Origin of the sequence: Belliella alkalica (assembly GCF_022549785.1) — a bacterium.
In the GTDB taxonomy this organism is placed as follows: Bacteria; Bacteroidota; Bacteroidia; order Cytophagales; family Cyclobacteriaceae; genus Belliella; species Belliella alkalica.
Genome location: NZ_JAKZGO010000017.1, coordinates 85445 through 100179 on the forward strand (window position 1 = coordinate 85445; position 14735 = coordinate 100179).

Below are 14735 nucleotides of genomic sequence, written 5' to 3' on the forward strand. Positions count from 1 at the left end.
TTACTAGAACAAACAACTTACATTACAATTTTAAGTCTTAAATAAGAAATTTTATTCCTCAGGGACAAGGAATTTGATCCTTCGCACTTTTCGCAGAGCATTTCTATTCTGGACACTATTGATATTGTCGATGATTGATACCTTTTCTCTTGCCGTCAACCTCCAATTCAAAGAAGCCCTTTGGATCTCTTGTTCCTCTTGGTTCACTACACCCACAGAATCTACCAACCCCCTTTCTCTCAAATATTGACTTGTAGAATATTCAAATTCAATTCTATCAATTTCAAAGTCCATTGATTCCTTGAATTGATTGTAAAGCACTTCATTATTCAAAGTTTGAATATTATCCCAGTTGATCAATATATTTTTCAGGGGAGTGGAGAGTTTTTGCAGGATTGTAGGAAGGATTTTTTGATCAATTTCCGTGAATTTCTCAGAATCCCTAATTGTAATCAAAGTAACACCTGAAGTGTTTTCTTTGATCCAGTCTTGAAACACATAAATAAATCTCAATGCATCTTGAATCCCAAAGTTATCAGAAATCCCCGCATCCATGGTCTCCATTTGTGGAGATGAGGGCAATTGAATATGGGGAGTGATAAATGGGAAAGTCGCTCCCATTCTCAAAGCACTAATAAATCTTAGGTTTTCGGCATCTTGATCTCTAAAAAACCTGAGGAAATCTATGCCTTGACTTTTTTCATTCACCCCTTCCGATTGTGAAGCTGAGATTCCCATATAAGACATCGAGTGAGGTGAAATAAAAAGCTTTCTCCCATCATTGGTAATCAAAGGGGTGATTGGTAGCATTGGGATTTTACTTTCAAATTCTGGCTTCGAATAGGCAAAAAGAGGTTTGTCAAGAATTTTTTCAGTATTGATATTCAATTGATTTTCAAAAGCAAAGCCTCTATCCTGCAAATATTTTCTATTATTGTATTCGTAATATTGATTTCTAATAAATAAATCATTCACCAAAAGTGTAAAAATAATTGGGTTCAGATTATCAGAAGAAATTTGATCAAGGTACTTTTTATCCAAAAAATCAATCCCTTCACCTTCTGCATTTCTCAAATAAAGCTCTCTGAAAAATGCTGCACCAACTACCCCACCAGAAGCCCCTGTGAGCATTTGAGTATGCTTAAAAACTCTGCCTTCACTTTCAGATTCTAAATTCTGAAGAACATTAAGTGACCACAAAGCTGCTCTTTGCCCACCTCCACTTGTTGTGATAAATATCATTCTAGGCCTTTGTCCTTGTCCAAATTTAGCCTTCCAATTCTCTAGGATTTCTATTGTTGCCTGCCTGTCTTTTTCCAAAGTATCAGGATGAAGTAGCCTTTGTAAGTTCTCCAAATTATAAATAGCTGGTTCTGTATCATAATCCATTCCAAATGCAGTATGAGGTCTATTTAGAAACTGAGATTTTGAGAGAAAATTAAAAACCAAAATAGCTCCAATCATAGCCGGTATCAACCAGTCTCTCAACCAAAAAGCCAATGCTCCAACGAGCATCATAATAATGGACAACAACAAAGTAGCACTAACTGCGGCAGGAATCTGAAGAATTGGGTACTCTCTAAAAAATCCCAAAAATAAAATCAATACAATAAGTCCACTCTGTATAATAAACAAGTTTAAATGGTTTTGGTCAAATACCCGCAACAATTGCTTGCTTTCAAATTTGGACAAATCACTTCTAACCGGCTGGATTCCAAACCGAATATCAATATAATTGTAGACCTTTTCTTTGCTTTTTTTATTCTCCTTGATTTGATTGAGGATATTCGCTCTAGGGATTTTAGATTTTCTTAATTTTTTCTCTACTGAATCAGCAAATAATACGAAAAAATCCTTGTTTGTAAAACCAAAGTATGCGAAAATCATAGCATAAATCAATATTGATCCACTAGCAAAACCAAAGAAAAATTCCAAAACCTCCCAGTAACTATCATGTTCATTATCAAACTGAAATTTCACAAAGCAGAAGATATATGTTAAATAGAAAAATAAGGGGACGATCGCATTATTGATCGTAAATTGAATAAAAGGCCTAGGGATTACTGCAAGAAATTTGAATTTGGCACCATCTAAAATATAAGAAGTCATGTGAAATGCCATTGTAAAAACCCCAAAGGCAATTCCCACTAGAAAAAAGCCCTTCCAAGACACTTCATTAAGATATTCAGGATCGAGGAACAAATAAGGGATTCCTAAAACGGACCCAAAGTTTTGTGTGATTATCAAGATCAATATAACCCAAAGTAATAACAAAGGAATATTCTTTTTCAAATGCATGAAAAACAATTGAACCGGAAAGCTATAATTTATTTTTTCCCACATAGACGTCATACTAAAAGGTAATATACAGTAAATTTTATTTTCGAGAAAAGTTAAAATTGAATTGCACTTTTGTACCTAGTAGTCTCATTTAAAAATTAGCAAAAATCAAAACTGAAATGACACCAATTGATTGTAGCTTTTGGCAATAAGCATTACCTTCGCAATCGCACTTATTAATTAAGAAAAATATGAGAGTTTGGTTCTTGTGTAAAGTAAAGTATGCAAAAGAAAATGAAGAAGGATTGCTAAAAAATGTCTCTGAGCAATACTTGGTAGATGCCGTCTCATTTACCGAAGCGGAAGCTAGGATATATGATATGTTGGGCTCTGTTATCAGGGGCGATTTTCAAGTTACTAATATCAGCAAAAGCAATATTGTTGATGTATTTTTCTATGAAGACATCGATATCTGGCATAAGTGTAAAATCACCTATATCGTAACAGATGCTGATAGTGGCAAAGAAAAAAAGGTGACTCAATTCATGTTAGTAACAGCACATGATGTCAAAGAAGCATTTGAAAGGATATTCGAAAGCCTCAACAATATGCTCGTAACTTTTAGAGTTCCAGAAGTAACTGAAAGTCCTATTGTGGAAATATTCCCATATGAAAAAGACGATGAAGAATTGTTACCTCCACCAGCGGCCAATCTAAAACCATTGAGTGAAGTTAAGGCAGATCAAGAAAGAAGAGAAGAAGCAAGAGCTGCCAATAAGCCTCAAGAAGAGGATTTCGATTCAGAAGAGGAAGAAGCTAAACTAATAGAATACAACGAAGAAGATTCAAAAAATGATCAAGAGGAGCTTTAAGCTCCTTTTTTTATTTAAAAGGTAGTGAATTATACTTATTATTTTATTTTAAAAATTAATATTTTTTGTATTATTTAAAGAACATAGTATATTATTTAACATCATATTTTACAATCTATCATTAGAAACTAAGCATAATTTTCGTTAAATAAAACATTTATATTTTTTAAAATATTAATCATATTTTTAAATATATTACATGTTATATTTTAGTATAATAACACTAAATATTATTTATTTCAACTTTAATACTAATAAAAATTAATCTAAAAGTAAATAAATTATATTTATAATTTTCATATATATATTATTGTATTTTAAATAATATTATCTGCTTTTTAATGCTAATCACAATGATTAAAAGATTAATTTTGGGCAATGGAAACAATAGCCAAATTGGTAGAAAAAGATATATACTCAATGATGGAGTCAAAATATTATTATCTGGTTGAATTAGACAAAAACGGAAAAGTAAATAATACCAATATCAGACTAAAAAACATATTTACATCCGTAGAGACCCCATTGATAGGCCAATCTTTTGGTGAGATATTATTTCCCAATGATTTTTTGAATTTCCAAAACTCACATCGGATTGCTATGGAGGAGAATTCTACTAATTTTCAGATTGATCTTAGAAAAGTAAATGAAGACAATTCAGACTTTCATTGGACGCGTTGGGAGTTTACAATCACACGTAAAGAAAATTCGGATTTTACTATAATGGGAATTGGACACGATATTTTGAAAATCAATGAGAAAATAATAGAATTTCCCGAGTTTATATATGAACATCAAATCAAAAACGAAATCATGGAAGGTCTATTTGAGGACAACCTGATAGGTTTTTGGCTTTGGGATATAGAAAACGAAAATGACCAACTAAGTGTTTCGCTACGTACAATGTTAGGCTATGATAATACCTCAAAGGATAAAAAAGAAGTGAAATGGAAAAAACATATTCACATCCAAGATAAAGAGAAAGTAAATCAGCATTTGGAAGAACACTTCAGTAGTTTTGGAGAAACCCCATTCCACAGTGAACTGAGAATACTTTCCTTATCTGGAAAAGAAATATGGTCTATCGCATATGGTAAAGTTGTAAAGTGGGATGAAGATGGTAAACCTTTGAATATGATAGGATGTTTTTTTGATATTTCTGAAAAAAAGAAATCAGAAATCATCTTAGACAAACAAAACAAATTTCTTAGAGAACTTACTTTCAACCAATCTCATATGATGCGTTCAAAATTGGCAAATATTATGGGCATACTGGAAGTTATTCAGCCAAGACAAAACCAAGAAGAATTAGATCAACTTTTGAGCCTACTGAAAGAAGAGGCTTACAAATTGGATAAGGCCCTACAAGATAGCATTCATTCTTCAAGTGCTTTGAATTCAAGCAAGACTAACTAATTATTAATACTTAAATTGATCACAAAGCTTCTTTCTGCCCAACTGAATTTCAATTCTCCAGTCTGTGCGTCTTTGCTGATTACTTCAAACTTCAATTGTTCAACCTGATCGGCAGATGGAATATTTTCAACTTCAATTCTCAACACATCTTCTGTTTGGTCATAATCGTCTGCCAAATGCTGCTCGTAATTTGAATTCAAGATGACTGTCCAACCATTTTCTTTTGGTATAGTAAACAAGGCATATTTCCCAGCTGGGGCTGACTCTCCTTCAATGATCAAATCTTCATTAAAAGAAATACTTGTAGCTGAATGCGCTCCTGTCACCCATACTTCATCATAAGCCACCAAGCCTCCAAAAACCTGCCGTCCTCTTACACTCGGGGCAGAATAATCGACATGGACATGGTTGGAACCGATATTAGCCATGGCTGCGGTTCGGGGACTTTTTGAATTTGCAGCTTCAGATGTTGCTCCATGGTCATGATGGGCATGCCCGTTTGATTCCTCTACTTTGCCCTCTTCCTTATTTGAAGAACAAGAAAGGATAATCATTGAAGAAAGGATGATTAGATAATTTTTGGTTTTCATATTTGTGATAATATTTTATACGATTATTCGAAATCATGCCACTAATCAATTAAACTAGGATTTATTGGCAAATGGATACTAATAGATATTGGATAATTATTGATATTGGTTCGAAATCATAGGTTAATTCTATTATTTAGATTCTACCGGTATGAAAGCGGATATAAGTATTAGGATATTGGAATTTCTTACCATATATCCCAATATCTATAAATATCAATAAGTATCATTTTTAATGCTGATGCCCAACCTGCACCTCAGGCTTATTGTCAGAAGAAGAAGTCACTCTTTTCCCTGGCTGATATGTTTCCTTGACTTCACCACAGGTCAACATCATATCACCAAAGTATGGATTTCGGATTTCCTTTTCACTGCTTAACCAGTAAGCACCTTGGTCTTTAAAGGCCATGGGACAATACTGCCTGTAGATGGTATTTTCAACCACTCCAAAATACTCTACCGCTTCAATTAAATTGTCAGAAAGAGTTTCAAAATGCTTTCTTTGCTCCTCCACATCGGCTGTTTGGGCAATTTTGTCCAAACTACTTTGGATAGGCCTTAACAAATCCATCCAGATATCATGGGCTTTGCTATCTAGCAACTTCATGTCAACTTTTGATAAAGTTGACTTTGCAGGGGAAATGGTATTCTGAGTGGCTTTTGCATCTGTTTTTACCAAAGCATCCTTGATAGGCAAATAGCTTTCAACAAAGGAAGTCAATTGCTTCCTGAATGCTTCCGGTGTATCCAAGGTCTTCACTTCAGGTCGTGTCATCATGCTGTAATTTCCACTCAATTGGGCTGCAGCATCAATGGCAAAAACTCCATTACTGACAATTTGCTCACCTTCCTCTACGCCAGACAAGACCAAGTAGTCATCTCCAACCCTAGCTCCGATTTCAATCTCCCGCATTTCAAATGCAGGTGCTTCTTTGTTTCCAACTTGTACATACACCACTGATCTAGGTCCTGTCCAAAGAATCGCTGTCTTGGGAATCATCAACCCAGACTGACCTGCCTGAGAAGTGGAAATATTAGCTGATACAAACATCTCTGGCTTCAGTTCAAAGTTCCGATTAACCGCTTCTGCCCTGATTCCCACTGTTCGGGTATCTGGATTCAACACTGGATCGATGTAAGTAACTTTGGCTTTGAATTCCTTTCCTGGATAGGCCGACACCGAGAAACTCAAATCATCCCCTTTGCGGATCGCTCCCAAATCAGATTCATAAGCATCCAACATGACCCAAACATTACTCAAATCCACTATTTCAAAAAGGGCGGATCCCCTACTTACAAAATCACCCACTGCTATATTCCGTGCAGTAACTACACCTGCAACATCAGCAAAAATGTCAAACTGTGTTTGAACCTCTCCTGAACTTTCAATAGCTGCAATTTGCTCTTCAGAGATTTTCCACAACCTCAACTTCTCTTTGGTTGCTTGGTACAAAGCTGGTTGCCGATCCTTGATTTTTGCTGTTTCCAAAAGTTCTTTTTGTGCATTAACCAACTCAGGTGAATAGAGTGTCGCTAACTTCTGACCTCTCTGCACTTCTTGTCCGGTAAAATTGATGTACAACTGATCCACTCGCCCAGCATAATTTGCAGTCAGGCTTTTTACCCGCTGTTCATTCGCTTGGATTTTACCTGTGAGGGTGAGTTTCCCTGAACCTGTTCCAGATTTTACCCTAGTGGTCTGCACATTGGAAAGCGCAACTGCCTCAGGGGTAATTTCCAATACAAAAGGACTGGATTCACCGCCTTTTTTATTGCTTACAGGTGTGAGCGCCATTCCACAAAGTGGACATTGGCCGGGTTCATTTTGCCGGATTTGCGGATGCATGGAGCAGGTGTATTCCACACCGTTTTCGTCAATATGGGTATGTTCGTGATCAGGATGTTCTTCCCCTCCCCCACGAATCAACCAACCCGCAACAGCACCAAAGAATAGGCAGCTGAGGATGATGATTATAATATTCCTTTTATTTTTCATTGTATCTTATTCAAAATATTTGAAGTTCTTATTTTAAGGGTAGATATTGATGGATATTGGATATTTTTTGATATTTTGCTAGCATCTACCATTTTCATTTGAACTTATCCAAAACCAATATCTACCGATATCAAATAGTATCTTTAATATCAACCAATATCCACCAATATCATTTCAAATCCCTATTAACGTTTCAACCCTGGCAAACTGAATTTCCCTTTCAATTTTTGTATTCAGCAAATTCAACCGGAAGTCTAGGAGTTCACGTTGAATATTGAGTACTTCCTCAAAGGAACTTCCTTCGTTGGCATATGATGTGACTGATAGTTCCATGGTCTGCTTGGTGAGTTCTATCTGCTCTTCCAAAAGAGTGACTTTCCTGGTTGCATCTTTGATGGAAACAAGGATGCTTTCAAACTCTGTTTCCAGAGTTCTTTGAAGGTCTTCTTTCTGCTTTTCGTTAGCTTCCCAATAGAGTTTGGATTCTGATTCCATGGCTTTGTATTTTTTACGGTAAATCGGCAATGATACAGTAGCCATAGGCATCACCATATTGTTTCCCATGCCTGCGGGCATATAGTCCATGCCATTCATTCCACCGGGGGCACCCATTTCAGGTCTAGGAGAAAAGACCATATAGTTCAAGCCCAACCCAAACATAGGTTTCCCCTCTAATTTGGCCATCTCACCTTGTTTTTGGTAAACCAAACCTTCTTTTTCCAGCATGAGCAACATAGGGTTGGTTTCTAAAATCTGCTCAAGCATGGTGAATTCCCAACCTATATTTTTTTGGGTAGAAATTTCCGTCTCAAATTCCAAAGGCTCGTTTTTATCTCGTCCCAAAAGTTGGTTGAAGCGAACTAAAAATGGCCGCTTATCCACTTCCAATTGCTGCAAATCACTTTCCAAGGCCTTGATCTGTACTTGCAAGCGCAGTACATCTGTCAATTTGCCTGATCCCCCACCTGATCCCATACTGGACATGGCAGAGCCCCCTGAGGAGGAAGCCCCCGAGGAGGATGAAGAACTGCCTCCTCCCATGCCCATGCCATCACTTCCGCCGTTCTGCTGACCTGAGCGGGTAGGCCTTCTTACAGCGGCCGAAACAGATGAAACTGCATCCGATGTATTTCCTCCTTGGTAACGGATGATCGCCAACTCCTCCAAGGACTTCAATATATCCAAATTGGATTCTGTAATTTCAATGCTATTCTGCAATTGCTGTAACTGGAAGTAAGTCTCCTTTACCTGGTACAGGAGCACATTTCGCTGCTGTCTAAACTCCTCGTATTTGGCTTCTGCCATCAAAGTCGCTTCATCCTTTTGTGTTTTCAGCATCCCAAACCATGGAAACATCTGCATCACCGAAGCCTCCGCCCGCTGATTCCCCATCAACAACTCCATTGGCCTTGTGAAGACTCCAATGTTTAATTGAGGGTTTTCAAGGGTGACTTGATTTGTTTTTTCCAAAGAAGCCTGATATCCTTTAAATGAAGCTTGAAGGGCAGGATTGTTCTCAGCAGCTTCTTCGAGATATTGATCTAGGGATTGGGAATACCCATTAACACTAACCATAAAAATCAGAATTAATAGATATTGGTAGATACTTGATATTGATAGATATTGTTTGGGAATACAAACCATTCTTCCACTATTAGCAATGGCCCTTTTATTCGTTATTTTTAAAAGAGTTTTCATTTCAATTCTTTTTTTGAATTGTAAATAGATTTAATGTAATTGTTCAGTTTAAGAGATAATGTGTCTGAAACTGATTTAACCTCCAAAAACTCCTCCTTTGTAATAATTTCTCTTTCCAGCATAAGACTTAACCAATGATTGATCGATTCAAACATTGAACCTCTACTATTGTATAAAAATCTAACCCTATCTAAATAGTGGTAGCGTCCATAAGACTCCGCAATATTTGCTCCTATAGAATCGGTAGACTCAATAAACTGATCGCCAATAATTTTTCGATTTTGCCAAGTCATTTTTGAATATATTACCCAAGCGAGCTTCGAAAGCTCTCTAGCCAATTTATAGACCTCTAGATCCTCTAATTTTATATAACCCTTTTTATCTTCCATAATATCAAATTTTTCTACCAAACAACTGATTACTAAACCAATATCAAGAAATATCTAACCCACCTCCCGAAGGGCAGGTATCTATTAATATCTTTTTAAGATCCTCAATCCCTTTCCCAAAACCAACCAAACGACTGATATCAAGACCAATATCTACCAATATCAAATATCAACTAATATCAAAATCCTAATTTTTACCAACTTGAAACTCCTTAAATTTCCCATAAAGCACCGGAACAATAAACAGTGAAATCAATGCCACGGTCATCCCCCCAAAAGCTGGAATAGCCATTGGGATCATGATGTCAGAACCTCTTCCTGAACTTGTGAGAACTGGCAATAGAGCCAATAAAGTAGTAGCTGAGGTCATCAGACAGGGCCTTACTCTTTTCAGGCCAGCTTCCAAAACTGCTTTTCGGACTTCCTTGACATTCTCAGGCTGGATTCTTTCAAAACTTTGTTTCAAGTATGTACCCATCACAACCCCATCATCTGTGGCAATACCAAAGAGGGCAATGAAACCTACCCAAACTGCCACAGAAAGGTTGAATGTCCGCATTTGAAAGAGTTCCCGCATGTTGGTTCCCATGAAACTGAAATCAAAGAACCAACCCTGACCATATAACCAAAGCATCAGAAAACCTCCCGAAAAGGCCATGGCTATGGCTGAGAAAATCATCAAGACCATGGCAGTAGACCTGAACTGCAAATACAAGATCAAGAAGATCACCGCTAATGAAAGGGGAATGACAATGGCCAATCGTTTTTCAGCGCGGATTTGATTTTCATAGCTTCCAGAGAAGGTATAGGAGACTCCTGCCGGCACTTCCAATTCTCCAGAATTTATCTTCTTTATAATAAAATCCTTGGCATTATCCACTACGGTTCCTTCGGCAAAACCATCTCTTTTATCAAACAGGACATAGCCCACCAAGAAGGTATTTTCGCCTCGAATCATCATCGGACCTGGACGGTAGTTGATTTCTGCCAATTGACCCAAAGGAATCTGAGCACCTGTGGGTGTGCTGACCAAAATTCGTCTCAAAGCCTCAGGATCGTCCCTGTATTCCCTCGCATACCTCGCCCTGATGGCATACCGCTCCCTTCCTTCTACTGTAGTACTCAGCGTCATTCCTCCAATAGCCACTTCTATAAATTCCTGCACATCGGCAATATTCAGCCCGTACCTACCCAATTGGGTTCTATCCAGATCGATTTCCATATATGGCTTACCTAGGGATCGGTCAGCAAATACTGCCTCAGATTTGACTGAAGGTACTTCTTTGAGCAGTGATTCCAGTTTGAGACTGAAATTCTCAATTGTCTCCAAATCTGGCCCATAGACTTTCATACCCATTGGCGCTCGCATCCCTGTCTGCAACATCACCAATCGGGTTTCGATAGGCTGTAGCTTTGGCGCAGAAGTTACTCCAGGAAGGTTTGAAGTACGGATTTGTATTTCATCCCAGATATCATCTGGCGTTTGGATTTCATCCCTCCATTGACGGAAGTATTGTCCTTTTCTTTCATCGGAAACCAAGTATTTGGAAATATTTCGAGTTATTGCCCTTCTTTGGGCTTCTTCCATGTAATTCTTGTCATCATCCCAAATGGCACCATCGCTACGATCATACCACCAGTATTTATCATTGACCAGTACCTGATAATTGCCGTCTCTATTGACCTTGAACCTGAGTTTGCGGGCATCATCATCTTGCAGGTACTCGGTTTTGTAATTGATGATGTTTTCGTACATGGACATAGGCGCCGGATCCAATGGGCTCTCTGCTCTTCCAGCTTTTCCAACCACCATTTCCACTTCAGGAATCGCCTGAACCAGCATATCCAGTTGCTTCACTATCTGCATATTGGCCTCCACACCTGAATGTGGCATAGAAGTCGGCATCAATAGAAAAGACCCCTCGTTCAATGCAGGCATAAACTCTTTGCCCATCCCCGGAAGTGCATGTGTAAGTCCAGACCAAACAGAAGTAGTCCGTATATTCCAGCCTACTTGGTCAAAACCCTTGGCGACAAAGCCAAAAATGCTATTGAACCCTAACCAGACATTTGCGGCAAAGAGAATGATCAATGCAGGAAGCAAAAGAAATACCCTCGCATGCTCCAGGCACCATTTCAACATGTGGGCATAGAAGCGGATAAATAAAGAGAAAAGTCCCAAAACCAAACCCAAGACTAAGGCAATGAAAAGAAAATTCACAAATACTGATTGCGTCAGTCCTAATGGCCTCCATTCAAAAGCCAGTAAAACGGAAACAGCCACGACAGCAATCAACATGGCTATCTGATTTTTATATTTCCCGTTTTGTGTCTGCTTTGGAAAGAAATGATGGATCAATTGATTGGCTGCAAAGGCCAACAAAACCCATCCTGCCCAAGGGAAATAGAACAACAAAATCAAGCCAGCAAAAGCCATCAGGAAATTGAGGATTGTTCTGTAATTTTTAGATTTGACTTTGGCTCCAAAAACCCAATGGGCAAAGGCTGGCATAAATACCAAAGTGAAAATCAAAGCCGCTATCAAAGCGAAAGTCTTGGTGTAAGCCAAAGGACCGAAAAGTTTGCCTTCTGCCGCTTGGAGCGTGAATACAGGTAAGAAACTCACAATCGTAGTCATCACTGCAGTCAGGATTGCCGAACTCACTTCAGTAGTAGCTTCATATATTATCTGAAGTTTGGTTTTTTTATCCCCTGATTCTTCGAGATGGCGGAGAATATTTTCATTTAGAATAATCCCCAAATCCACCATTGTTCCAATGGCAATGGCAATCCCTGAAAGTGCCACAATATTGGCATCCACGCCCACATACTTCATCATGATAAAGCACATCAAAACAGCCAAAGGCAGAAGTGCAGAAATCAAGAGGGAAGCCCTGAGGTTATACACCATCACCATGATCACAATAATGGTAATCAGGATTTGAAGACTGATGGCTTCATTGAGGGTGCTCAAGGTTTCTTTTATCAGACCCGAACGATCATAAAAAGGCACTATGGTCACTTTAGAAACCGTACCATCTTCCAGAGTTTTGGTAGGAAGACCTGGAGAGATCTCTTCAATTTTGGCTTTGATGGCATCGATGACTTGTAAAGGATTGTCTCCGTATCGGGCCACCACTACCCCACCTACTGCTTCCGCACCTCCTTTGTCCAATATTGCTCTTTCAGCACGGCTTGCAGGCCCGATGTTGACTTTGGCGATGTCTTTGATGCGCAAGGGAACGTTGTTGCTCACTTTTACCACGGCTTTTTCGATATCCTCCAGAGACTTCACATAGCCCAGTCCACGGACGATAAACTCCACCTGATTAATTTCCATGGTATTGGCACCAATGTCCAGATTGGATTGCTTGATGGCGTTCATTACCTGCATCATGGAGACATTGTGGGCTTTCATGGCTACAGGATCGAGGTCAACTTGGTATTCCTTCACATGACCGCCGATGCTGGCCACTTCTGCGACACCTTCTGTACCCGCCAATCCATAGCGCACATAGTAATCTTGGATACTTCTGAGTTCGTGCAAATCCCATCCACCTGCCGGATTACCATTTTCATCTCTGCCTTCAAGCGTATAAAAGTACACCTGTCCCAATCCGGTTGCATCCGGTCCAAGTTTGGGTTGAACACCCTCGGGAAGGAGCCCTGATGGCAAAGAGTTGAGTTTTTCCAGAATCCTTGACCGGCTCCAGTAAAACTCTATTTCCTCTTCGAAGATGATATAGATGGAAGAAAAGCCAAACATAGAAGTGCTTCGGATGGATTTCACCCCAGGCATACCAAGTAGTGAAGTAGTCAAAGGATAGGTAATCTGATCTTCGACATCCTGAGGAGAACGTCCCATCCAATCGGTAAAGACGATCTGCTGGTTTTCCCCGATATCTGGAATGGCATCTACTGGTACAGGGTCGTTGGGCAGGAAGCCAGTGTTCCAGTTGAATGGAGCAGTCACTATCCCCCATGCCACTACAAGGACGAGTAGTATGACTGTGACCAGTTTATTTTCGAGAAAGAATTTTATTGTTTTATTAAGCATAGTTTCTGAAACTAACTTTTCTTTAATCTGAAATACTTCATTCAAGTAGAAACAGATATTTATGGATACTAGATATTATTGGATATTACTGACTAGCAGCAAGCCTTAAACTAAAATTTGAAAGGAGATAAAAGATTGGGGAATAGACCTGTCAGGTTTTGAAAACCTGACAGGTCTTCAACCTTTAAATCCTTCAAAATTTACTCTTCATCAAGAAGAAAATTCTAATTCTCTTTGAGCCTTAGTGACTTTGTGGTAATTCAAACCACACTCATTAGAAAGAAAAAATCATATCAGGAATACCTGACAAAAAATATAAATCGGTGTATTTTGTAATGTTGGAGGTGAGGAATCAGCAAAAGTTGTCACCTCTTTATCATTGTTCCTTACTTTGAACAATTCCGTATTAAAGGCCAAATCTACATAATCAAAACCAAAAGGTTGAAAATTCAAAACTGTAGAGAGTTGCTGTTCAGTATTCGGAAGTTCCAAATTGGAAATGTCATCACAACAACCTTGCATGGGAGTATTGGACTCACAGCAGGTTTTGTATTCAGCAAAAACATTGATCCTTTGGAAGTCATCTCCACAGAAATGCATGGAATAGCTCAGCCCTGCGTTAAAAAACACATAGAATGCAAGGAGTGCTATTTTGATAAATGACTTCACGATTGATTAATACGAAACAAAGATACTAAAGTTGTGAGAAGTAAATGTATAAAATTTATGTTGGATTTTATACAGAATGGTTAAATGAGCAAATTATCACGATTTAACTATTAATGTATTTAAATAAAAAAAAATATGATTATCCGCAATCATGCCATTAATCAATTAAACGATTGTTTTTTGGCAAACTGATACTAATAGATATTGGATATTTATTGATATTGGTTCGAAATCACAGGCTATTTCAATTATTTAGATTCTACTGGTATGAAAACGGATATACACAAAAAATTAAATTATTAGACTTTGAAGCAAACAATTACCATATCAATAGAAAAGTTCAATAGTCTTAATCAATCCAAAAAACTTAGACCCCCTTAATCAAACCTTCGAGGTTTCCCCCTTGTCTTTCTGCTAAATTTTTAAGTCTAAACATCCTTCATCACTGCGGCCAATCCAAAAAAAACAATACCATCACATATTTCTCCCAGTTTAAAAACCTTACGCGGCTCTGCGTGAACCATCCCTTTCCCCAAAAATCTGCGCCCCTCTGCATTCTTGGCGAGATCTTTCAGCCTGGGGTTTAAACGCAAAAAAGCCAGTCGCGAATGCTATCGTGACTGGCTTTGAATAATGTGGCGGCGACCTACTCTCCCGGGTGTAACCCCAGTACCATCGGCGCTGCAGGGCTTAACTTCTCTGTTCGGGATGGGAAGAGGTGGGACCCCTGCGCTAGGCCGCCTAAATCTTTGGACTTTTTGATATAGC

Annotated in this window: 9 protein-coding genes and 1 rRNA gene; 2 read left to right on the top strand and 8 right to left on the bottom strand. The window is 38.5% G+C overall.

Going from position 1 to position 14735, the window contains the following annotated elements; genetic code table 11:
* Window positions 1–51 precede the first annotated feature (51 nt).
* The gene (locus MM213_RS16815; RefSeq protein WP_241414062.1) at window positions 52–2343 is read right to left on the bottom strand and encodes a patatin-like phospholipase family protein; all 2292 of its coding nucleotides are present in this window, start codon (window positions 2341–2343) and stop codon (window positions 52–54) included.
* 188 nt (window positions 2344–2531) lie between these two features.
* Here MM213_RS16815 and MM213_RS16820 point away from each other — a divergent pair, with 188 nt between their 5' ends.
* Both MM213_RS16820 and MM213_RS16825 read left to right on the top strand, forming a co-directional pair.
* Entirely contained in the window at window positions 2532–3152 is a 621-nt protein-coding gene (locus tag MM213_RS16820) for a DUF4494 domain-containing protein (RefSeq protein ID WP_241414063.1), read from the top strand.
* Window positions 3153–3530: 378 nt separating this feature from the next.
* Window positions 3531–4568 carry a PAS domain-containing protein gene (locus MM213_RS16825; RefSeq protein ID WP_241414064.1) on the top strand — a complete coding sequence of 346 codons (1038 nt, stop codon included), beginning with the start codon at window positions 3531–3533 and terminating at the stop codon, window positions 4566–4568.
* Here MM213_RS16825 and MM213_RS16830 read toward each other — a convergent pair.
* The 7 genes from MM213_RS16830 to rrf all read right to left on the bottom strand — a co-directional run bounded on the left by MM213_RS16830 (window position 4565) and on the right by rrf (window position 14712).
* Complete coding sequence (locus MM213_RS16830) at window positions 4565–5158, bottom strand: DUF2911 domain-containing protein (protein WP_241414065.1); 594 nt, start codon at window positions 5156–5158, stop codon at window positions 4565–4567. The genes MM213_RS16825 and MM213_RS16830 overlap by 4 nt on opposite strands.
* Before the next feature lie 232 nt (window positions 5159–5390).
* The gene (locus MM213_RS16835; RefSeq protein WP_241414066.1) at window positions 5391–7154 is read right to left on the bottom strand and encodes an efflux RND transporter periplasmic adaptor subunit; all 1764 of its coding nucleotides are present in this window, start codon (window positions 7152–7154) and stop codon (window positions 5391–5393) included.
* Between the two features lie 174 nt (window positions 7155–7328).
* Window positions 7329–8729, bottom strand: coding sequence for a TolC family protein (locus MM213_RS16840; RefSeq protein WP_241414067.1), 1401 nt, complete (start codon window positions 8727–8729; stop codon window positions 7329–7331).
* Window positions 8730–8848: 119 nt separating this feature from the next.
* On the bottom strand, window positions 8849–9241 hold the full coding sequence (locus MM213_RS16845; RefSeq protein ID WP_106133262.1) for a four helix bundle protein: 393 nt from the start codon (window positions 9239–9241) through the stop codon (window positions 8849–8851).
* Window positions 9242–9428: 187 nt separating this feature from the next.
* The gene (locus MM213_RS16850; RefSeq protein WP_241414068.1) at window positions 9429–13298 is read right to left on the bottom strand and encodes an efflux RND transporter permease subunit; all 3870 of its coding nucleotides are present in this window, start codon (window positions 13296–13298) and stop codon (window positions 9429–9431) included.
* 288 nt (window positions 13299–13586) lie between these two features.
* The gene (locus MM213_RS16855; protein ID WP_241414069.1) at window positions 13587–13967 is read right to left on the bottom strand and encodes an HYC_CC_PP family protein; all 381 of its coding nucleotides are present in this window, start codon (window positions 13965–13967) and stop codon (window positions 13587–13589) included.
* A gap of 633 nt (window positions 13968–14600) precedes the next feature.
* Window positions 14601–14712: ribosomal RNA gene (gene rrf, locus MM213_RS16860) — 5S ribosomal RNA — on the bottom strand.
* Between the last annotated feature and the right edge of the window lie 23 nt (window positions 14713–14735).

Bases quoted from the DNA above. Each gene is read 5' to 3' on its own strand.
- MM213_RS16840 (WP_241414067.1), bottom strand. From the start codon at position 8,729: ATGGTTAGTGTTAATGGGTATTCCCAATCCCTAGATCAATATCTCGAA.
- MM213_RS16850 (WP_241414068.1), bottom strand. From the start codon at position 13,298: ATGCTTAATAAAACAATAAAATTCTTTCTCGAAAATAAACTGGTCACA.
- MM213_RS16830 (WP_241414065.1), bottom strand. From the start codon at position 5,158: ATGAAAACCAAAAATTATCTAATCATCCTTTCTTCAATGATTATCCTT.
- MM213_RS16825 (WP_241414064.1), top strand. From the start codon at position 3,531: ATGGAAACAATAGCCAAATTGGTAGAAAAAGATATATACTCAATGATG.
- MM213_RS16820 (WP_241414063.1), top strand. From the start codon at position 2,532: ATGAGAGTTTGGTTCTTGTGTAAAGTAAAGTATGCAAAAGAAAATGAA.
- MM213_RS16815 (WP_241414062.1), bottom strand. From the start codon at position 2,343: ATGTGGGAAAAAATAAATTATAGCTTTCCGGTTCAATTGTTTTTCATG.
- MM213_RS16835 (WP_241414066.1), bottom strand. From the start codon at position 7,154: ATGAAAAATAAAAGGAATATTATAATCATCATCCTCAGCTGCCTATTC.
- MM213_RS16845 (WP_106133262.1), bottom strand. From the start codon at position 9,241: ATGGAAGATAAAAAGGGTTATATAAAATTAGAGGATCTAGAGGTCTAT.